At 70.3% G+C, this 18,540-nt stretch carries 17 protein-coding genes and 1 pseudogene; 8 read left to right on the forward strand and 10 right to left on the reverse strand.

The window, feature by feature from the left end:
- Positions 1 to 1,186: HNH endonuclease signature motif containing protein (locus tag FLX08_RS26250; protein WP_142622409.1), on the forward strand; the 1,186-nt coding region annotated here is incomplete at its 5' end.
- A gap of 228 nt (positions 1,187 to 1,414) precedes the next feature.
- Here FLX08_RS26250 and FLX08_RS26255 read toward each other — a convergent pair.
- The 4 genes from FLX08_RS26255 to FLX08_RS26270 are packed head-to-tail and all read right to left on the reverse strand — an operon-like array spanning position 1,415 to position 5,578.
- Positions 1,415 to 2,074 carry a dihydrofolate reductase family protein gene (locus tag FLX08_RS26255; protein WP_142622411.1) on the reverse strand — a complete coding sequence of 220 codons (660 nt, stop codon included), beginning with the start codon at positions 2,072 to 2,074 and terminating at the stop codon, positions 1,415 to 1,417.
- Between the two features lie 60 nt (positions 2,075 to 2,134).
- Positions 2,135 to 2,866 carry a helix-turn-helix domain-containing protein gene (locus tag FLX08_RS26260; RefSeq protein ID WP_142622413.1) on the reverse strand — a complete coding sequence of 244 codons (732 nt, stop codon included), beginning with the start codon at positions 2,864 to 2,866 and terminating at the stop codon, positions 2,135 to 2,137.
- A 56-nt stretch (positions 2,867 to 2,922) separates the two neighbouring features.
- Positions 2,923 to 3,105: a hypothetical protein gene (locus tag FLX08_RS26265; protein WP_142622415.1), complete on the reverse strand. Its 183-nt coding sequence runs from the start codon at positions 3,103 to 3,105 to the stop codon at positions 2,923 to 2,925.
- A 16-nt stretch (positions 3,106 to 3,121) separates the two neighbouring features.
- Positions 3,122 to 5,578, reverse strand: a complete 2,457-nt coding sequence (locus tag FLX08_RS26270; RefSeq protein WP_142622417.1) for a GcvT family protein — start codon at positions 5,576 to 5,578, stop codon at positions 3,122 to 3,124.
- A 72-nt stretch (positions 5,579 to 5,650) separates the two neighbouring features.
- On the opposite strand from FLX08_RS26270, the gene FLX08_RS26275 reads away from it, so the two are divergent.
- Complete coding sequence (locus tag FLX08_RS26275) at positions 5,651 to 6,571, forward strand: choline/ethanolamine kinase family protein (RefSeq protein WP_142622419.1); 921 nt, start codon at positions 5,651 to 5,653, stop codon at positions 6,569 to 6,571.
- A 12-nt stretch (positions 6,572 to 6,583) separates the two neighbouring features.
- Complete coding sequence (locus tag FLX08_RS26280; RefSeq protein WP_142622421.1) at positions 6,584 to 8,131, forward strand: amino acid permease; 1,548 nt, start codon at positions 6,584 to 6,586, stop codon at positions 8,129 to 8,131.
- 4 nt (positions 8,132 to 8,135) lie between these two features.
- On the opposite strand, the gene lipB is transcribed toward FLX08_RS26280, so the two are convergent.
- From lipB to FLX08_RS26310, 6 genes are all read right to left on the reverse strand, one after another.
- Positions 8,136 to 8,774, reverse strand: a complete 639-nt coding sequence (lipB, locus tag FLX08_RS26285) for a lipoyl(octanoyl) transferase LipB (RefSeq protein WP_142622423.1) — start codon at positions 8,772 to 8,774, stop codon at positions 8,136 to 8,138.
- Positions 8,775 to 8,826: 52 nt separating this feature from the next.
- A complete protein-coding gene (locus FLX08_RS26290; RefSeq protein ID WP_142622425.1) occupies positions 8,827 to 9,036 on the reverse strand; it encodes a PspC domain-containing protein in 210 nt (69 codons plus the stop codon).
- 116 nt (positions 9,037 to 9,152) lie between these two features.
- A complete protein-coding gene (locus FLX08_RS26295) occupies positions 9,153 to 9,977 on the reverse strand; it encodes an ABC transporter ATP-binding protein (RefSeq protein WP_142622427.1) in 825 nt (274 codons plus the stop codon).
- A complete protein-coding gene (locus FLX08_RS26300; RefSeq protein ID WP_142622429.1) occupies positions 9,974 to 11,020 on the reverse strand; it encodes a FecCD family ABC transporter permease in 1,047 nt (348 codons plus the stop codon). Before FLX08_RS26300 ends, FLX08_RS26295 begins: the two co-directional genes overlap by 4 nt.
- Complete coding sequence (locus tag FLX08_RS26305; protein ID WP_142622431.1) at positions 11,017 to 12,099, reverse strand: FecCD family ABC transporter permease; 1,083 nt, start codon at positions 12,097 to 12,099, stop codon at positions 11,017 to 11,019. Before FLX08_RS26305 ends, FLX08_RS26300 begins: the two co-directional genes overlap by 4 nt.
- Positions 12,100 to 12,130: 31 nt before the next feature.
- A complete protein-coding gene (locus FLX08_RS26310; protein WP_142622433.1) occupies positions 12,131 to 13,198 on the reverse strand; it encodes an iron-siderophore ABC transporter substrate-binding protein in 1,068 nt (355 codons plus the stop codon).
- Between the two features lie 203 nt (positions 13,199 to 13,401).
- Between FLX08_RS26310 and FLX08_RS26315 the strand changes: the two genes are divergently transcribed.
- From FLX08_RS26315 to FLX08_RS26335, 5 genes and pseudogenes are all read left to right on the forward strand, one after another.
- Positions 13,402 to 13,980 (forward strand): LURP-one-related/scramblase family protein, encoded by a 579-nt coding sequence (locus tag FLX08_RS26315; protein ID WP_142622434.1) that lies wholly within the window; start codon positions 13,402 to 13,404, stop codon positions 13,978 to 13,980.
- Positions 13,981 to 14,340: 360 nt separating this feature from the next.
- Positions 14,341 to 15,420, forward strand: a pseudogene (gene rho / locus FLX08_RS26320) (transcription termination factor Rho); the annotation flags it as partial.
- Positions 15,421 to 15,574: 154 nt separating this feature from the next.
- Positions 15,575 to 16,168 (forward strand): ECF RNA polymerase sigma factor SigK, encoded by a 594-nt coding sequence (gene sigK, locus FLX08_RS26325; protein ID WP_280117133.1) that lies wholly within the window; start codon positions 15,575 to 15,577, stop codon positions 16,166 to 16,168.
- A complete protein-coding gene (locus FLX08_RS26330) occupies positions 16,165 to 16,953 on the forward strand; it encodes an anti-sigma factor (RefSeq protein ID WP_142622440.1) in 789 nt (262 codons plus the stop codon). The genes sigK and FLX08_RS26330 overlap by 4 nt, the downstream gene beginning before the upstream one ends.
- Before the next feature lie 169 nt (positions 16,954 to 17,122).
- Complete coding sequence (locus FLX08_RS26335; RefSeq protein WP_142622442.1) at positions 17,123 to 18,514, forward strand: DUF4331 domain-containing protein; 1,392 nt, start codon at positions 17,123 to 17,125, stop codon at positions 18,512 to 18,514.
- Positions 18,515 to 18,540 lie beyond the last annotated feature (26 nt).

Below are 18,540 nucleotides of genomic sequence, written 5' to 3' on the forward strand. Positions count from 1 at the left end.
AGCCACCGATCCCACAGACACCGACCTTGCTGAGGGCGAGGCCGACGACACCGGCGGCCCTGCTCCCAATGAGACCGGAAGCGCCGACGACCCCAGCGAGGCCGAGGCAGGTGCCGGTGCGGCGAGCGATGCCAGTGCCGACGGAGCCGCTGACGCCTGTGCCGGGAGCACCGACGACATCGGTGACTATGCCCCCGACGGCACCGGAAGCGCCGACGACCCGAGCGAGGCCGACGACACCGTCTTCGGCGCGATGGGCGACCCCGGCGCTGCGGGCCGCACCGACGCCCCCGACGTCCCGGACGGGCCCTACACTGCCGAGGCCGAGGCCGCTGCCGATGTGGGAACCGATGCCGATGCGGACACCACGGATGTCGGTACCGCGAGCGCCGCCAACGCCTGCGATATCGCAGAGGCCGACGTCAATGGTTCAGGCACGGCCGAGGCCGACCCCGCCACCGACCCCGCCCCTGCCCCTGCCGACGCCGCGGCCGGACTCCGTGACAAGGAGTCTCGCGGCTGTGGAGCCGGTGAGCGGCGGCCCGGCGAGTGCGAGCCACCGGAGGCAGCGTGGCCGGATCCCCCTCCCGAGGACGCCTCCGCGCATCACACCCACGCCGGGCCTCGGCCTCCGGGGGACTGTCGGCATGGCCAGGGCACGCCGGGGACGTCGGAGGGGGCGTCATCGGGAGCAGCTCCGGGAGGGGCGCCGGGAGGGGCGGCAGGTACGCTTCCCGGGGCGTTCCTGGGGACGACGCTGGGAGCCTCGTTGGGAATGGTGCCGGGGTTGCTGCTGGCGACCGGGCAGGTGCTGCCCGTCTCCAGCGTGCACCGCCTCGCCCGCACCAGCACATTGGTCCGGATCGTCATGAACGCCGACGGACAGGTCCTCGACATGGGCCGCAAAGTCCGCCTGGCCACCCCCGCCCAGCGCAGGGCCATCTTCGCCCGGTACGCCACCTGCTGGATCGACGGCTGCCCCCTGCCCGCGACCATGTGCCAGATCGACCACGCCGACAACTGGAGCACCGGCGGCCTCACCGACCTGAAACTGCTCGGACCGGCCTGCCAGTTCCACAACCGCCACCGCTACCAGCACCCCGACCGCTACACCCGCCGCAAAGAAGGCAAAGACCGCTGGGCCTTCACCTACCATCGCCTGGGAGCCCGGCGACTACGGGAATGAGGCGGGGAGTGAGGGATGAAGGAGGGGCGACGCGCAGGCAGGCCCGGGCGACTGCGGGAATGACCACCAGGGCCGAGGGCCGACACGAGGTCCGACACGAGGGCCGACGCGAGAGTCGCCGGTGCGCTGTCCGCTGGGCGCACAGTTCTTCGCCGTGCACCGCAGGGCTTCATGGGCCCCTTCGCTCTGGCCGGCGATCAGCATCCCAAAGCCGGGCGGACACCAGTGTCATCCGAGGACCGTCGCCGAGCGCCCCTCGTCCACGGTGTACGCACCCGCGGAGATCGCCCCGAGACTCGAGGGCTTGAGGGTCAGCGAGACGATGCCGCCGGGCAGCACACGCGAATTCTCGTCCACGGTCGTGAACGTCGCGGGCGTCGATCCGTCCGGGAACAGGCGCTTCCCCGTCCCGACGACGACTGGGTACTGGAGCAGCCGGTAGAGGTCGACAAGTCCTGCCTGATGCAGCGTCTGCACCAGCTTCCAGCTTCCGTGAACCTGGAGCTCCATACCGGGAAGCTCCTTGAGGCGGCGTACCTCGTCGACCAGTTCACCGCGCAGGACAGTCGTCGGGCTCCAGTCGGCTTCCTCGTCGGACAGCGTCGAGCTGACGACATACTTCGGCAGCGTGTTGAGCTTGGTGGCGATCAGGTCGTCAGGTTCGGTGACCTTCGGCCAATACCCACCGAGCAGCTCGAAGCTCGTGCGGCCGAAGAGGAAGGCGTCGGCCTCACGAAACCAGCTCTCGACAACCTCGTTGGTGTGCACCGAGGCGTGCGGAACGAGCCACCCGCCGCGGTCGAAGCCGTCGGAGCGGTCCTCGTCGGGGGCTCCGGGCCCTTGCATGACGCCGTCGAGACTGATGAAGGTGTTGACGCTGAGCAGCACGGTTCTCCCCCGGGGATTCGGGTCGCGGACAGCCGGCCAGGGCTGACCGGCAGGCAGACGCTAGCTCCCGGGCCCAGGGTGAGTCTTGTACAGGAACGACATCGCGGCATGGTCGCCGCCCTCCCGCAGTTCGCGCGCGGTGCGCCCTACGTAGCGACGTAGCGCATGTGCGAGGTGGGCCTGGTCGAAGTACCCGAGCGCCTCGACGACCACGCGCCAATCGTGGCCGTCGCGCAACATCGTGGCCGCGGCGTTCGCGCGGTCGATCTGCGTCACTGCGGTTTGCGACAGTCCGGTGATCGCACGGTATCGGCGCTGGAGGGTACGCAGGGTGGGGCTGGCCTCGGGATGCCCGGCGACGTCCTCCTCGTCCCCGAGGCGCGATCGCACCAGCAGACCCGCGTCCAGCAGTCGCCGGATAAAGCATTCGACGTTCTCGTACGTCGGCGCCTCCCAGTCCTCGCCGCCGATGATGACTCTCCCCGAGTCCGTCACTGGGAACGGCACGTACCCGTCGATGATCGAGGCTGCCGGATGTGGCCGAAGAACCGTACCGAGCGTGAATCGGACCCCGAGGAACTCGGTGTACGGCGGGACCGGTGCGGGGGTCGCCCTCGTCTCCGGCCCGCGCAGGCCGGCGAGCAGGCATTCCTGCGTCCGCGAAAGGATCAGATGCAAGCAGGTGCGCGCTGCGGACGTCATCGTGTCATCGGCGCCGCTGCTGGTGCGCCACACCCGGTCGACGATGCTCACGTCGATCTCGGTGACGCGATGCTCGAACCGCAGGGCCATGATCTCCTTGGTCTTCAGAATCTGCTCAGGGTTCCCCTCAAGGATAAAGACACACGTCAGGGATCCAGGGCCTGTACGGACTTCGGATCTTCAGGCAGCCCCGAGGCTTCGGAGAGGAGTTCACCGTCCAAGGCCGTTCCGGCGGCGTGGTGGTGAGCGCGGGCCGTGGTGGAGTCCACACTGACCAGATCGAGATCAACCTGCCCGCGAGCGCCGGCCTCGGCGATCACGGCCTGCATCAGCTCCGTACGGGCCCTAGTGCCAGGGCTCGGCCTTGATACGAAGGCCGTCCGGGTCGTAGAGGGGTTCTTGGACGACGGTGGCGCCCACGCGACCGCCGTTGACGCCGATCTCCACACGGCCACCGATCTCCACGGCGCCGATCTCCACGCCGTCGGGCTGCACGTCCAGGGGCAGGTATGCGTACGCGATCGAGCGGCCGACTCGGTGGCCGAAACCGCCGCTGGTGACGCGGGAGATGGGGCGGCCGTCCAGCCGGACGGGTTCGCCGCCCAGGCAGACGTCACGCTCGTCGTCCAGCACCAGGCAGCGCAGCGCCGTACGGGGACGGGGCAGGGCGGCCCGGCGCTCCGGGCGGACGGCGAAGGCGAGCCCGGCCTCCAGAGGGGTGGTCTCGGGTGTGATGTCGAGGCCCCACAGGCGGTAGCCCTTCTCCAGCCGCAGCGAGTCGAGCGCGCGGTAGCCCGCGGGCCGCATGCCGTGCGGCAGGCCCGCCTCCATGAGGGAGTCCCACAACGTCAGCCCATATTCGGACGGGCAGTAGAGCTCCCAGCCGAACTCGCCCACGAACGTGACCCGCTGGGCGAGCACCGGGACGTGTCCCACGCTGATCTCGGCGGCCCGCAGGTAGCCGAAGGTCAGATCGTCGTCGGTGAGCGACGCCAGGATGTCGTACGCGCGAGGCCCCCACAGGCAGTAGCAGGCGTAGGCGGAGGTGACGTCGGTGACCGTGAGGCCGTGACGGCGCAGCAGGGCGGCGTCGTGAGGCCCGAACGCGGTGCCGGTGACGAGACGGAACCGGCCCTTCGAGAGCCGGGTCACGGTCACGTCGGCCTCGATGCCGCCGCGGGCGTTGAGCAGCTGGGTGTAGACGACCGAGCCCTCCGCACGGTCCAGGGAGTTGCCCGCGAGCCGCTCCAGGTCGGCGACGGATCCGGATATTTCCAGCTTGGCGAAGGACGACTGGTCGAACAGCCCGGCGGCGTCCCGCGTCGCCAGGCACTCCTCGCGGATCGCCGGAGACCAGACCCGGCCGGCCCAGCCCCTCGGCCGTGCCCCGTCCCCATCCGGCGCACCCGAATCCGGAGCGTCCGACATGGGCGGATACCAGTTGACCCGCTCCCAGCCGGCCTTCTCGCCGAAGGACGCGCCCAGCGCCTCGTGCCGCATCCAGGCGGGCGAACGGCGCAGCGGCCGGGCGGCGGTGCGCTCCTCGCCGGGATAGACGATGTCGTAGTACTTGCTGTAGGAGTCCAGGGCCCTGGCGCGGGCCCAGCGGGCCGATCGGGCATAAGAGCCGAAGCGGCGGATGTCCATGCCGAAGACGTCATATTCGGGGGCGCCCTCGACGATCCACTCGGCCATGACCTTGCCGACACCGCCCGCGGCGGCCAGGCCGTGGACGCAGAAACCGGCCGCCACCCACAGTCCGGCGACCTCGGTCTCCCCCAGCAGGAACTCCCCGTCGGGCGTGAACGCCTCCGGCCCGTGGACGGCCTTGCGGAACGCCGCCGGGTCGTCGCCGTCCCCGACCGGCTTGAGTGACGGCACCCGCCGGACCGCCGACTCCCACGACTCGCGGAACTTCGGCATGTCGGGCGCGAAGAGGGTGCGGGGCTCGGACAGGGGCCGGGCGGCGTCCCAGACCTGCGGGCTCCTGATGTAGCCGCCGACGAGGATGCCGCCGTCCTCCTCACGGAAGTACACGATGTTGTCCGGGTCGCGGACGGTCGGCGTGTCCGCCGGGACGCCGGACGGCGGGGTCACGACGTACTGGTGCTTGATCGGCACGATCGGGATGTCGGCTCCGGCCATCCGGCCGATCACCCCGGCCGCCGCCCCCGCCGCGTTCACGACGGTCTCCGTACGGACGACATGGTCGACACCAGCCACGGCCAGCCGTACGGCGGCGACCCGGCCGTCGTGGACGTCGACGCCGGTGACCTCGACGCCGGTGAAGATCCGTACGCCGAGCCTGCGGGCGCCCTCGGCCAGGGCGTGACCGAGCCGGGCCGGGTCGAGCCAGCCGTCCCCGGGCAGCCACAGCGACCCGAGGACGTCGCCCACCTCCAGCAGCGGCAGCCGGTCGAGCGTGCCCCGGGGGTCGAGCAGCTCCAGGTCGAGCCCGTACGTCTCGGCGGCCCCGGCCTGACGCAGCAGTTCCTCCATGCGCTCGGGGGTGGTGGCCAGGCGCAGGCCACCCACGCCGTGCCAGCCGGGATCGAGCCCGGTCAGCTCACGCAGTTCCGGGTAGAGACCGGCCGAATACATGATCATTCTGGTCTGCGTGACGGTGGACCTGAGCTGGCCGACGAAGCCGGCGGAGTGCCAGGTCGTGCCCTCGGTGAGATCGTGCCGCTCGACCAGGATCACGTCGGTCCAGCCGAGCCTGGCGAGGTGATAGGCGACGCTGCATCCGGCCACTCCGCCGCCGATGACGACGGCTCTGGCGTCTGCTGGAAGTTGCGACATCGGTACCGTCCTGTAACACCCGGCCCAGACAATCGGATCAATGGTCTGAAGGTAGACCAAAAGGAGCCGGGCATGCCAGATCCCGTCGCAGACACAATGGATCTCGTCACGGCCTGGGCCGGGCGGCCGCTGACCTTCACGACGATCAAGGGCGGGCTCAGCCACCACATCGCCAGGGTCGACAGCGAGGACGGCGACCGCTGGCTCCTGCGGGTGCTCGACCCGCGCATCTCCGAGACCGGCCTCGGCATCCCGCTCGACCAGGAGATCGCCAACACGGTCGCCGCCGCGACGTCCGGGATCGGCCCTCGCGTGGTCCACGTGCTGCCGGGCGTCCTGCTCCTCGAGTGGGTCGAGGGGGTCACCCTCGACGCCCCGGCCGTGGCCGCGCGGATCGAGGAGGTGGCGGTCGCCTGCCGCCGCCTGCACGCGGGCCCGCGCTTCGGCAACGACTTCTCGATCTTCGGCAGGCTCCGGGAGTTCGTGACGCGCTGCCGCGCCCACGGCCTGGCCCTCCCTGCCGGCTATGAGGACGTGCTGCCGGTCGTGGCCGATATCGAGGCGGCGCTGGCCCGGCGCCCGCTCCCCGCGGTCCCCTGCCACAACGACCTGCTGGCCGAGAACATGATCGCCACCGGCGACGGCGTCCGGATCGTCGATTACCAGCTCTCCGGCAACAACGACCCCTGTTTTGAGCTCGGGGACATCGCCGCCGAATCCGACTTCGATCCCGACCAGGTCGTACGGCTCACGCGCGCCTACTTCGGCGACGACGAGCACGTCCCCCGGGTGCGGCTGAATCTGATCATGTCCAACCTCACCTGGACGCTCTGGTTCGTCATCCACGAGGGACTGGTCCGCAACACGGCTCTGCCCGGGTTCGACTATTCCGCCGAGGCCGCCGACAAGTTCGCGCAAGCCGTACGCGACCTCGGGGATCCCAGCTTCGGACGCCTGCTCGACGGCGTCCGAGAACTCCGCACCAGTAGGTAAGAGGAGGCCTCAGTGGCGCAAGCCCTCGACGACGACGCCAAACGACTAGCGGAACTCGGTTACAAGCAGGAACTGGCCCGCACCTGGAGCGGGTTCTCCAACTTCGCGATCTCCTTTTCCATCATCTCGATCCTGGCGGGATGCTTCACCACCTTCAGCCAGGCGTGGAACAACGGCGGGCCCCTTGCGATCTCCATCGGCTGGCCGCTGATCTCGGCGTTCATCCTGATCATCGGGTTCTGCATGGCGGAGCTGGTCTCCGCGTATCCCACGGCGGGCGGCATCTACTGGTGGGCGGCCAAGCTGGGCGGGCCCGTCCACGGCTGGTTCACCGGCTGGCTCAACCTGATCGGCCTGATCGCGGTGACCGCGTCGGTCGACTACGGCTGCGCGACGTTCCTGAACATCACGATCGGCCGGTTCAGCGACTCGTGGGCCAACGGCAACGCGCTGCACCAGACCTTCCTGCTGTTCGCGATCGTCCTGGTGCTGCACGCGTTGATCAACATTTTCAGCCACCGCCTGATCTCCGTGCTGCAGAACGTCTCGGTGTGGTGGCACGTGTTCGGTGCGGCGGCGGTCGTGCTGATCCTGATCTTCGGCCCGTCGAAGCACCAGGATGTGGGCTTCCTGTTCGAGACGTTCAACAACTCCGGCTTCGGCGACGGCGAGTCGGGACCGACGTTCTGGCTGTACGTGCTGCCGCTGGGCTTCCTGCTCACGCAGTACACGATCACCGGCTTCGACGCCTGCGCCCACGTGTCCGAGGAGACCCACGGCGCGGCCCGCACGGCGGCCAAGGGCCTGTGGCAGTCGATCTTCTACTCGGCGATCGGCGGCTGGATCCTGCTGCTGTCGTTCCTGTTCGCGGCCACGAACGTGGACGCCGTCAACGCCGAGGGCGGCTTCGTCGGCGCCATCTTCACGTCGTCGCTGTCGTCCACTCTCGCCACCGTCATCTTCGGCATCTCCACGATCGGGCAGTTCTTCTGCGGCATGAGCTGCGTGACCTCGATGTCGCGGATGACGTACGCGTTCTCACGGGACGGCGCGGTGCCGGGCTGGCGGCTGTGGTCGAAGGTCGACCGCAACCGCACGCCGGTCAACGCGATCATCGGCGGTTGCGGGGTCGCGCTGCTGATCACGCTGCCCGCGCTCTACGCACCCGAGGGCACGACGACCCCGGTGGCGTTCCTCGCCGTGGTGTCGATCGCGGTGATCGGGCTCTACCTCGCGTTCCTCATCCCGATCTGGCTGCGCCTGCGCGCAGGCGACTCCTTCCAGCCCGGACCCTGGACCCTCGGCCCCAAATACAAGGCGTTGTCCTGGATCGCGGTGATCGAGATCGCGATCATCTCGATCTACTTCGTCCTGCCCATCGCCCCTTCGGGCGTCCCGGGCAACAAGGACTTCACCTGGACGTCGGTGAACTACGCCCCCATCGCCGTGGGGGCCGTGCTCATCGGCATCGCCCTGTGGTGGCACCTGTCGGCCAAGCACTGGTTCGCCGGCCCCCGCCGTACGGTCGACGACGCGGGCGACCGCGAACCGGTCGCGTAACCCCTCAGGAGGCCTCGAACGCCTCCGCGACGACTCGGCGGGTCTCCTCCATGGAGGCCCGTCCGAGCTCGCGGGCGATCGAGGTCATCTCCACGTCGGGCATGCCGCACGGGACCGCGAGGTCCCACGGTGTGAGGTCGCCGTCCACATTGAGCGCGAAGCCGTGGCTGGTGACCGACCGACTCGACCGCATGCCGATCGAGACGATCTTCCGTCCGGTGTCCCGGGTCCACACGCCCGTGAGCAGCTCCGACCCGGGCGGGGTGTCGCGCCGCTCGGCCGGGACGCCGAGCTTCGCCAGCGCCTCGACCAGCCGTAGCTCGACCTCGCGGATGTAGTCGACCACGCCCTCGCCGGTCCGCAGCTTCACGATGAGATAGCCGACGAGCTGCCCGGGCCCGTGATAGGTGAGCTGGCCGCCGCGGCCGGTCGGCACCACGGGGATGCCGGCCGAGGGGTCGGGCAGGTGGGTCTCCAGCGTCCGCTTGCCGATCGTGAAGACCGGCGGGTGGCTGAGCAGCCACAGTGTGTCGGGCCGCGCGTCGTCCTGCCGCTCCGCCACCAGCGCGTCCATGCGCTCCATGGCCTTCTCGTAGTCGACCAGCTCGTCCTGGACCAGTGTCAGGGGCCGTTGCCGCATCATCGCTCACCTCTTCCGATGTGAGCATAAACGCGGCCGTACGGCCCCGTGCTTCCTACCTGTGCCCGTAGGAGTAGTGGTGGTCCGAGGAGGCGGGAGCCTTGGGGAACAGCACCCACATGATGATGTAGGCCACGAACTGCGGGCCCGGAAGCAGGCAGGACAGCAGGAACAGCGCCCGCACGACCGTCGGCGACATGCCGTACCGGTCCGCGATCCCCCCGCAGACGCCTGCGATGATCTTGTGCTGTCTCGATCGGTACATCGATCGGCTCCTTTCGTCATCCGGTCCAACGGACGGCGTAGAAGCACCCGTTCCACGAGGAACCCTGAGAAAACCCCGATCTCGACCCTGAGACGACAGAACCCATCCGTGCCGACCTATCCGTGCCGACCTATCCGTGCCGACCTATCCGTGCTGCCAGGCGCGCCCGGCACGACCAGCGGGCCGCCCGTGACCGGGTCGGGCACGACGACGGAGGCGAGCCCGAAGACCTCCTGGACCAGGTCGCCGGTGATGACGTCGCCGGGTGCGCCCTGGGCGACGATCCGCCCCGCCTTCATGGCGATGAGGTGGTCGGCGTAGCGGGCGGCCTGGTTGAGGTCGTGCAGGACGACGACGACGGTCCGGCCGCGCTCCCGGTTGAGCTGCCGCACCAGGTCGAGCACCTCCACCTGGTGCGCGATGTCGAGGTAGGTCGTCGGCTCGTCGAGCAGCAGGAGGTCGGTGTCCTGGGCGAGGGCCATCGCGATCCAGGCCCGCTGACGCTGGCCGCCGGACAGCTCGTCGACCGGCCGCTCCGCGAGGTCGCCGGTCTCGGTGCGGTCCATCGCCTCGGTGACGGCCTTCTCGTCCGCCTCCGTCCACTGCTGCCACCACTTGTGGTGGGGCTGCCGCCCGCGGGTGACGAGTTCGGAGACCGTGATCCCCTCCGGCGGCACCGGGGTCTGCGGCAGCAGCCCGATCTCCTGGGCGACGCGTTTGGTGGGGATGCGGGCCAGCTCGGTGCCGTCCAGCAGCACCGAGCCGCGCCGCGGCTTGAGCAGCCGGCCCAGCGCACGCAGGAGGGTGGACTTGCCGCACGCGTTGGGCCCGATGATGACGGTGACCTGCCCGTCCGGGATCTCCAGGTCGAGGCCGTCGACCACCGTACGGTCCTCGTACGTGAGCACGAGCCCTTCGGCCCTCAGGCGGTTTCCGGTCATGCTGGGCCTCCGGAACGGCTGCGAGTGCGGACGATCAGCCACATCAGATAGGGAGCTCCCACCACCGCGGTGAACACGCCGACCGGCAGCTCGATCGGGGAGAACAGCTTGCGGGCCAGCAGATCCGCCACGGTCACGATCAGCGCGCCGGTCAGCGCGGAACCGAGCAGGGGGATCTGCGCGGTGCGCGACAGGCGGCGGGCGATCTGCGGGGCGAGCAGCGCGACGAAGTCGACCGGTCCCGCCGCGGCCGTCGCCACCGACGCCAGGACGACGCCGAGAACGATCAGGCCCAGGCGGACCCGGCCGAGCCGTACGCCGAGAGCGGTCGCCGTGTCGTCGTCGAACGACACCGAGCGCTGGGCCCGCGCCGCCCAGAGCAGCGCCGGCGTCAGCACGAGCAGGATCGAGGCGAGCGGCGCGGCGTGGTCGTAGCCGCGGCCGTTGAGCGACCCGGTGAGCCAGACCTTGGCCTGCTGGGCCACCAGGAAGTCGCCCTTGGTGAGGAACAACTGGGTCAGGGAACCCAGGGCCACCGAGATGCCGATGCCGATGAGCACGAAGCGGGAGGCGTGCAGGCCCCTGCGCCAGGCGAAGACGTAGACCAGCGCGGCGGCGGCCAGGCCCCCGACGATCGAGATGTACGGCAGGGTGTCGTACGCCGCGACGCCGAAGGTCATCGCGGCCACGGTCGCCGCGCCCGCGCCCTGGGTCACGCCGATCACGTCCGGGCTGGCGAGCGGGTTGCGGGCCACGGTCTGGACGAAGGATCCGGCCAGGCCGAAGGCGGCGCCGGCGAGCAGGCCGACCGCGAGGCGGGGCATCCGCAGGGTGCCGACCACGAACGCGTCGGGGCTCGGCTGCCCCCACAGCACCCGGACGACCTCCGCAGGACCGACGAACGACTCGCCCACGCACAGATAGGCGACGGCGGCCAGCGCGAGCGCCGCGCCGAGCAGGACGGCGACGAGGGCCGCCCTGCGGTGCAGCAGGAAGCTCGCCCGCCCCACGCGCAGGACGGCGAAGCCCACGGGGCGCGTCATGCCGCCACCGTCGCTTTCCTGCGTACGAGGGCGATCAGGAACGGCACGCCGAGCAGTGCGGTCGTGACCGCCACCGGCACCTCCGAGGGCGGGAAGACGACGCGGCCGATGACGTCCGCGACCAGGAGCATCACGGGACCGAGCAGGGCCGCCGCGGGCAGCACCCAGCGGTGGTCGGTGCCCACGATGGCCCGCGCGATGTGCGGGACGGCCAGGCCGGTGAAGGCGATCGGACCGGCGGCGGCGACGGCGACGCCGGTCAGGACGGTGGCGCCGAGACCCCCGAGGATCCGCAGCAGGGGGACGTTGTGGCCGAGCCCCTTCGCGACGTCCTCGCCGAGCGCGAGCGCGTCGAGCCCCCGGGCCATCGCGAGGACCAGCAGCAGCCCCGCGAGGAGGAACGGCCAGGTCTGACCGGCGATCTCGGCGCTCCGGCCGCTCAGCGAGCCGACATGCCAGAACCGGAACTCGTCGAGGGCTTGCGCGTCGGTCGTGGTGATGCCGGAGACCAGGGAGGCGAGCAGGGCGTTCATCGCGGTGCCGGCCAGGGCGAGCTTGACCGGGGTGGCGCCGCCGCGTCCGCCGCTGGCGATCACGTAGACGGCGACCGCCGCGATCCCCGCGCCCGCGAAGGCGAACCACACATAACCGGTCAGCGAGTGCACTCCGAGGAACGCGATCGCGCACACCACGCCCACCGAGGCGCCCTGGCTGACGCCCAGGATGCCGGGCTCGGCGATGGGGTTGCGGGTGATGCCCTGCATGACCGTGCCGGCCACGGCGAGGGCGACGCCGGCCATCACCCCGATGAGGGTGCGGGGCACCCGCAACGACCGTACGACCTGGGCGTCGTCGCTGCCGCCGCCGTGCGTCAGCGCGTCGATCACCACGCTCGGCGCGATCTGGCGGCTGCCCACCGCGAGGCTGAGCAGCACGGCGAGGACCAGCAGCCCGGCGAGGGCCAGCAGGATCGCGCCCCCGGCGGCCGGACCGACACGGCGTCGGGTGACACGGCGAAGGGGGGCACGGCGAAGGGGGGCACGGCGAAGGGTGGCACGGCGAAGGGTGGCACGGGACATTCGTTCGCTTTCTCGGAGAGCGGGACCGCGCCTACTTGACGAGGTACCGCTCCAGGTCGCCGACGACCTGCATGGCGGCGGTGACGCCGAGGCCGAGATACCAGGTCTCGTCGGGGACCTCGTAGGCGTGCCCCGCCTTGACCGCCTTGAGGTTCTGCCACAGCGGGTTGCCCTGGACCGCCGCCTTGTTCGTGGCCTTCGGGTCGCCGTAGACGCCGGTGAAGATGACGTCCGCGTCCGCCTGGTCGATGTTCTCCGCGCTCACCTCGGCGGCGAGGTCGGGGATGTTCTGGTTGGCCGGGCGCGGGACGCCGGCGTCCTTGAGGATGGTGCCGATGAAGGAGGCGTTGGCGTAGAGCCGGATCACGCCGTTGGGCATGAAGCGCACCATCGAGACGACGGGCTTGTGGTCGCCCAGCTTCGCGCCGAGGGCCTTCACCTTGGCGTCATACTCGGCGAGCTTCGCCTTGGCCTCATCGGTCTTGTCGAGGGCGGCGGCGTTGAGGAGGTAGTTCTCCTTCCAGGTGAACCCGGGACGGATGGAGAACACGGTCGGGGCGATCTTCGACAGCTCGTCGTACTGCTCGGCGGCGCGCAACTGGCTGCCCAGGATGAGGTCCGGGTGCAGCCCGGCGATCGCCTCCAGGTTGAGGTTGTTGATCGTGCCGACGTTCTTCGGGGTGCCGGCGTCCTGCTTCAGGTAGGACGGCAGGTCGGGCGAGCCCTCGCTGGGCGCGAAGCCGACCGGCTTGACGCCCAGAGAGACGACGTTGTCGAGCTCTCCGACGTCCAGGACGACGACCCGCTTGGGCTGGGCCTTGATCTCGGTCGTGCCCATGGCGTGGGTGATGGTGCGCGGCCACTCGCCCGGCTTGGCGGTGGTGCCCATCGCGGCGGTCTTCTCCGCGGCGGTGCCGAAGTCCGCGCCGCCCTTGGCGACGGCCTTGGCGGCGTCGGCGGCGGACGTGCTCGTGCCTCCGCCGCTTGCCGCGCCGCTGTCGGAGGAGGCGCCGCAGGCGACCAGTGAGAGGGCCACTGCGACGGCGCCGATACCGAGACCGATACCGCCGAGACCGATACCGCGGTGCCGGAGAGACATACGGGGGCTCCCTGCCGAGGGCTGAATTTAGGTAAGCCTTACCTTATAGGGAGATCCCCTTGGAGCGACAAGCCTGAAAAGTGTGGTTATGGTCACTGACAGCCGCCCGGCGCACCGGACCGTCGATTCGACCGCATCCCGCTGGTGATCTTCTTCGGGAAGAGGGCATATAGGGAGACAAAAGACCGTCCTTGGAGTCTCGCATGGATATCGCCACCTTGCAGGCGCAGACCCGCCTGTACCTGCGCCAGAAGATCACCATGATGGTGAACAGGTATGTCGTCCATGCGGTGGACCCCGACGGTTCGGAAGGCGAGGTCGTGGCCTTCGCCGAGCAGAAGCGGATGGCTCTCAAGGAGCAGGTGACGCTCTACACGGACGAGTCCCGGCAGACGGAGCTGGCCGGATTCAAGGCGCGCAAGGTCCTCGACCTCGCGGGCGAGTACGACGTGGTGGACGACGCGGGCAACCCGATCGGGACGTTCCGCAAGGATTTCGGCCGGTCGCTGCTCCGCTCGACCTGGCATCTCCAGCAGCCGGGACTGCCGACGCTCACCGGGCAGGAGCGGCGCCTGGCGGTCGCCCTGTTACGCCGGTTCTCCGACTCGCTGCAGTGGCTGCCGTACCACTTCGACTTCAGCATCGGCGCCTCGATCGCGTTCTCGGTCGACCGCAGGTGGGGCCTGCGCGACCGCTACGCCATCGAGATCCACGATCCGCGCCTCGACCGCCGCCTGGTCATCGCCATGGCCGTCGCGCTCGACGCCCTCCAAGCCCGATAGAGCCCGATAGAGCCCGCTGGAGCCCGATGGAGCCCGATGGAGCCCCGCAGAGCCCTATAGAGCTCGAAAAGCTCTCGGGGGAATTGCCGCGACACGTGCGCCTGTTATAGTCAGCGACAAGCCGTATGGTTCTGGCTCCGTCTCTGAGCCCATACGCGCCCAGCACAACCGGCCGGTCTTCCAGCTCCGGCCCCCTTCACGAATTTCGCGAGAATCCCGCTGCGGCCGGACGAACGCGCACACCCACCCACGCTCCACCCCTGCTTTAGCTCACACAACTCCAACACGAGGAGTCCCATGACCACCACCACTCTCAGCGTTCCCAAGCAGCGCAGCGCTTCCCGCACCAGACAGGCCCGCACGAAGGACGCCCCGGCCATCGAGGTCACCGGCCTGCTCGACCGATCGGGCAGGAACACGGTGATCCGTACGAACGGCTACCTGCCCGGCCCGAAGGACGTGACCGTCCCGGCCGCGCTCGTGGACGCCCTCGACCTGCGCCGCGGCGACCACGTCCGCGGCGTCGCCCAGAACGGCATGCTCAGCTCCGTCGCGATCGTGAACGGCGAGCCCGTGGACACCGCGCGGCCGCACTTCGCCGACCTCGTGCCGATCTACCCCGACGAGCGGCTCCGCCTGGAGACGACGCGCAACGTGCTGACCACGCGGGTCATCGACCTGCTCGCACCGATCGGCAAGGGCCAGCGCGGTTTGATCGTCGCCCCGCCGAAGGCCGGCAAGACCATGATCCTCAAGGCCGTCGCGAACGCGATCATCACCAACCACCCCGAATGCCACCTCATGGTCGTCCTGGTGGACGAGCGGCCCGAGGAGGTCACGGACATGCGCGCGTCGGTCCGCGCCGAGGTGATCGCCTCGACCTTCGACCGTGCGCCGCAGGACCACGTCACCGCGGCCGAACTCGCCGTCGAGCGGGCCAAGCGGCTCGTGGAGTCGGGCCGTGACGTGGTCGTGCTCATGGATTCGATCACCCGCCTCGGCCGGGCGTACAACATGGCCGCGCCGAGCGGCGGACGCGTGCTCACGGGCGGCATGGACGCCGGGGCCCTGCACCAGCCCAAGAAGGTGCTCGGCGCCGCCCGCAACATCGAGGGCGGCGGCTCGCTCACGATCCTCGCCACCGCGCTGGTCGAGACGGGCTCGAAGATGGACGACAACCTCTTCGAGGAGTTCAAGAGCACCGGCAACATGGAGCTGAAGCTGAGCCGGAGCCTGGCCGACCGCCGGATCTTCCCCGCCGTCGACGTCGTCGCCTCCGGCACGCGCCGCGAGGAGCTCCTGTTCGACCCCGCCGAGCTTCCCCTGGCGCACCGGCTCCGCCGGGCGCTGCACGACCAGGAGTCCATCGAGTCGTTCCTCACCTCGATGAAGAACACCGGGTCCAACGCCGAATTGCTTCTCGCCCTCCGGCGCGCATGATGTGAGCACGGGAATGTGAGCACGGGAATGTGAGCACGGGAATGTGAGCACGGGAATGTGAGCACGGAGACCAATCCCCTGCCTGGCCGGCTCCGAAGCACAGGCGAAAGCTGAAGGCGGCGGAGGAGGAGGCATGGGCCCGAGGAGACCGACGGTGCGACCGGGGGACGGCGGACCGTCCGAGCACCGTGAACAGGCCGCCGACGGCGGGCTGGAAGGCTTACTCGTGCGGGTCGCCCGAGGCGACCACGCGGCGTTCGAGCAGATGTACGACCTGGTCGCGGGCCAGGTGTACGGGCTGGTGCTGCGGGTGCTGCGCGACCCGGCGCAGAGCGAGGAGGTCGCGCAGGACGTGCTGGTCGAGGTGTGGCGCAGCGCCGCCCGATATGAACCCGGCAGGGCGTCGGCGCGGGCCTGGGTGATGACGATCGCGCACCGCCGGGCCGTCGACCGGGTCCGCTCGGCACAGGCGGCGGTGAACCGCGAGGATCGGGCGGCCCGGCTGGACGTACGGCGGCCCTTCGACGAGGTCTCCGACTCGGTGGAGAAGTCGCTGGAGCTGGAGCGGCTGCGCCGCTGCCTGAACGCGCTGACCGAGCTGCAGCGCGAGTCGGTGACGTTCGCCTACTACGACGGCTACTCCTACCGTGAGGTCGCCGAGCTGCTGAAGGTGCCGCTGGCGACCGTGAAGACCCGGATGCGCGACGGACTGATCCGGATGCGCGACTGCCTGGGGGTGGACCGATGAGCGAACCGCACACCCTGGCGGGCGCCTACGCGCTGGACGCCATCGACGACGATCTCGACCGGCGCAGGTTCGAGGAGCACCTGGCCGTCTGCGAGGAGTGCGCGCAGGAGGTGGCCGGCCTGGCGGAGGCAGCCGCCCGGCTGGGACAGGCCGTCGCCGTGGAACCGCCGCCGGGCATGCGAGCGGCGGTGATGGCCGAGATCGGCAGGGTACGCCAGCTCCCTCCGGCCGTCGCCGCCCCAGGACCCGCCCCAAGACCCGCCCCAATACGCGGCAGAAGACGCGACACAACAGCCCGCACACGACGGTGGCCGCGCGTCGCCGCGGGACTCGCCGCCGTGGGTGTGGCCGCGTCCCTGGTGCTCGGCGTGATCGCCGTACGCACGCAGGACGAGCTGGAACGGCTCCGGGCCGGCGACCGGCAGGTGGCCGCGGTGCTGGCGGCGCCGGACGCCCGCACGGCCTCGGGCTCGGTCTCGGGCACGGGGGCGGGCCGCGGAGCCACCGGAACCGTCGTGGTCTCCCCCTCCCAGGGCAGGCTGGTGTTCGTCTCGTCGGGGCTGTCCACGCTGCCGCCGTCGCGGACGTACCAGCTGTGGCGGATCGCGCCGGACGGCGTCGAGTCGGCCGGGCTGCTGCGCCCGGACGGCTCCGGGCACGTGCCGCCCGTGATCGTCGACGCCCGCGGAGGCGTCGAGAAGGTGGGCGTGACCGTGGAGCCGGCCGGCGGCTCCCGCCAGCCGACCACGCAGCCGATCCTGCTCCTGGACGTGCAGACGGCCTAAGACACCCTGCGCCGGACGGCCCCCGGATTCCCTGAAAACCTCGAAAAATCAGGGCAATCCGGGGGCCGTCCGGTGCCGAATGAGTGACGAGGAATCCGGCCGGATCCTTTCCCGACATCGACACACCGGCCACTCCCTTGGCCGGGAGCCCGAAAGGACCCAGGAGACCATGAAGCTCCGGATCGACCGGCGCGCCCTCGTCGCCCTCGGCACGGCGGGCGTGGTGGCCGCCGCCACCGCCGCCTCCGCCGCCCTGCTGCGACCGGACACGGGCGCGGCCTCCTCGCACCGCGAGGCACCCCTGATCGCGGGCGACCCCCGCAACGACAACACCGACGTGTACGCCTTCGTCAGCCCGGACAAGGCCGGCACCGTCACGCTGATGGCCAACTTCATCCCGTTCGAGGAGTCGAACGGCGGGCCGAACTTCTACCAGTTCGACACGAACTCCCAGTATTCGATCAAGATCGACAACAACGGCGACGCGCTGCCCGACGTCACCTACCAGTGGACGTTCCGCAACGAGGACCGGCGCGGCGCGGGCACCTTCCTTTACAACAACGGCCCCGTCACCTCGCTCGACGACAGGAACCTGCTGTTCCGGCAGCGCTACACCCTCAAGAAGATCAGCCCGGCCGGGACGCGGACCCTGGTCTCCAGCGGCGTCGTGGCCCCCAGCTTCACCGGCGCCGCGTCCATGCCCGACTACGGCAAGCTGCGCGACCAGGCGATCCGGCGCCTGTCCGGCGGCGGCAGGGCGTTCGCCGGACAGGCCGACGAGGCGTTCTTCGCCGACCTGAGGGTCTTCGACCTGCTGTACGGCGGCAACCTGTCCGAGGTCGGCCAGGACACGCTGGCCGGCTACGACGTGCACACCCTGGCCGTGCAGGTGCCCAAGAAGGAGGTCGCGCTGCGCGGGAACGCCCGGCGCAACCCGGTCATCGGCGTGTGGTCGACCGTGGACAAGTGGAGCCCCAGGGGATTCGTCCAGGTGTCCCGCCTCGGCCAGCCCCTGGTCAACGAGGTCGTCGTCCCGGCGGGCCTGAAGGACGCCTTCAACGCGCTGCCCCCGAGCCGGGACGCGGGCATCCCGGCCGTGGTCCGGCGGGTCACCAGCCCCGAAGTGCCCCGCCTCCTCGAAGCGATCTACGGCCTCAAGGCGCCGAAGACCCCGCGCACCGACCTGGCCGAGATCTTCCTGACCGGCATCGCCAAGGCGAACGGCCCGATCAAGGCGGACCTCAACTCGCAGATCCTGAACAAGGACGCCGGCAAGCTGCGCCCGGCGGAGATGCTGCGGCTCAACATGGCGATCCCGCCCGCGGCGAACCCGAACCGGCTCGGCGTGCTCGCCGGTGACCTGCAGGGCTTCCCCAACGGCCGCCGCCTCGGCGACGACGTGGTCGACATCGCCCTCCAGGCGATGGCCGGCGCCGCCCAGACCGGCAAGCTCGTCGACGCCCTCGCCGCCGGAGACAAGGTGGACGGCAACGACAAGCCGTTCACCACGCGGTTCCCCTACATCCCGCTGCCCGGCACGACCGCGACCGCCGGCAGCTGAGTCGCAGGCGCGGGATCGGGGGTGCG

Source organism: Microbispora hainanensis (assembly GCF_006874475.1).
GTDB classification, from domain to species: domain Bacteria; phylum Actinomycetota; class Actinomycetes; order Streptosporangiales; family Streptosporangiaceae; genus Microbispora; species Microbispora hainanensis.

Excerpts from the sequence above, each read along its gene's own strand:
- FLX08_RS26265 (WP_142622415.1), bottom strand. The coding sequence starts at position 3,105 with ATGCAGGCCGTGATCGCCGAGGCCGGCGCTCGCGGGCAGGTTGATCTC.
- FLX08_RS26300 (WP_142622429.1), bottom strand. The coding sequence starts at position 11,020 with ATGACGCGCCCCGTGGGCTTCGCCGTCCTGCGCGTGGGGCGGGCGAGC.
- FLX08_RS26330 (WP_142622440.1), top strand. The coding sequence starts at position 16,165 with ATGAGCGAACCGCACACCCTGGCGGGCGCCTACGCGCTGGACGCCATC.
- FLX08_RS26315 (WP_142622434.1), top strand. The coding sequence starts at position 13,402 with ATGGATATCGCCACCTTGCAGGCGCAGACCCGCCTGTACCTGCGCCAG.
- FLX08_RS26275 (WP_142622419.1), top strand. The coding sequence starts at position 5,651 with ATGCCAGATCCCGTCGCAGACACAATGGATCTCGTCACGGCCTGGGCC.
- FLX08_RS26335 (WP_142622442.1), top strand. The coding sequence starts at position 17,123 with ATGAAGCTCCGGATCGACCGGCGCGCCCTCGTCGCCCTCGGCACGGCG.
- FLX08_RS26290 (WP_142622425.1), bottom strand. The coding sequence starts at position 9,036 with ATGTACCGATCGAGACAGCACAAGATCATCGCAGGCGTCTGCGGGGGG.
- FLX08_RS26310 (WP_142622433.1), bottom strand. The coding sequence starts at position 13,198 with ATGTCTCTCCGGCACCGCGGTATCGGTCTCGGCGGTATCGGTCTCGGT.
- FLX08_RS26260 (WP_142622413.1), bottom strand. The coding sequence starts at position 2,866 with ATGGCCCTGCGGTTCGAGCATCGCGTCACCGAGATCGACGTGAGCATC.
- FLX08_RS26305 (WP_142622431.1), bottom strand. The coding sequence starts at position 12,099 with ATGTCCCGTGCCACCCTTCGCCGTGCCACCCTTCGCCGTGCCCCCCTT.
- lipB (WP_142622423.1), bottom strand. The coding sequence starts at position 8,774 with ATGATGCGGCAACGGCCCCTGACACTGGTCCAGGACGAGCTGGTCGAC.
- FLX08_RS26295 (WP_142622427.1), bottom strand. The coding sequence starts at position 9,977 with ATGACCGGAAACCGCCTGAGGGCCGAAGGGCTCGTGCTCACGTACGAG.
- FLX08_RS26270 (WP_142622417.1), bottom strand. The coding sequence starts at position 5,578 with ATGTCGCAACTTCCAGCAGACGCCAGAGCCGTCGTCATCGGCGGCGGA.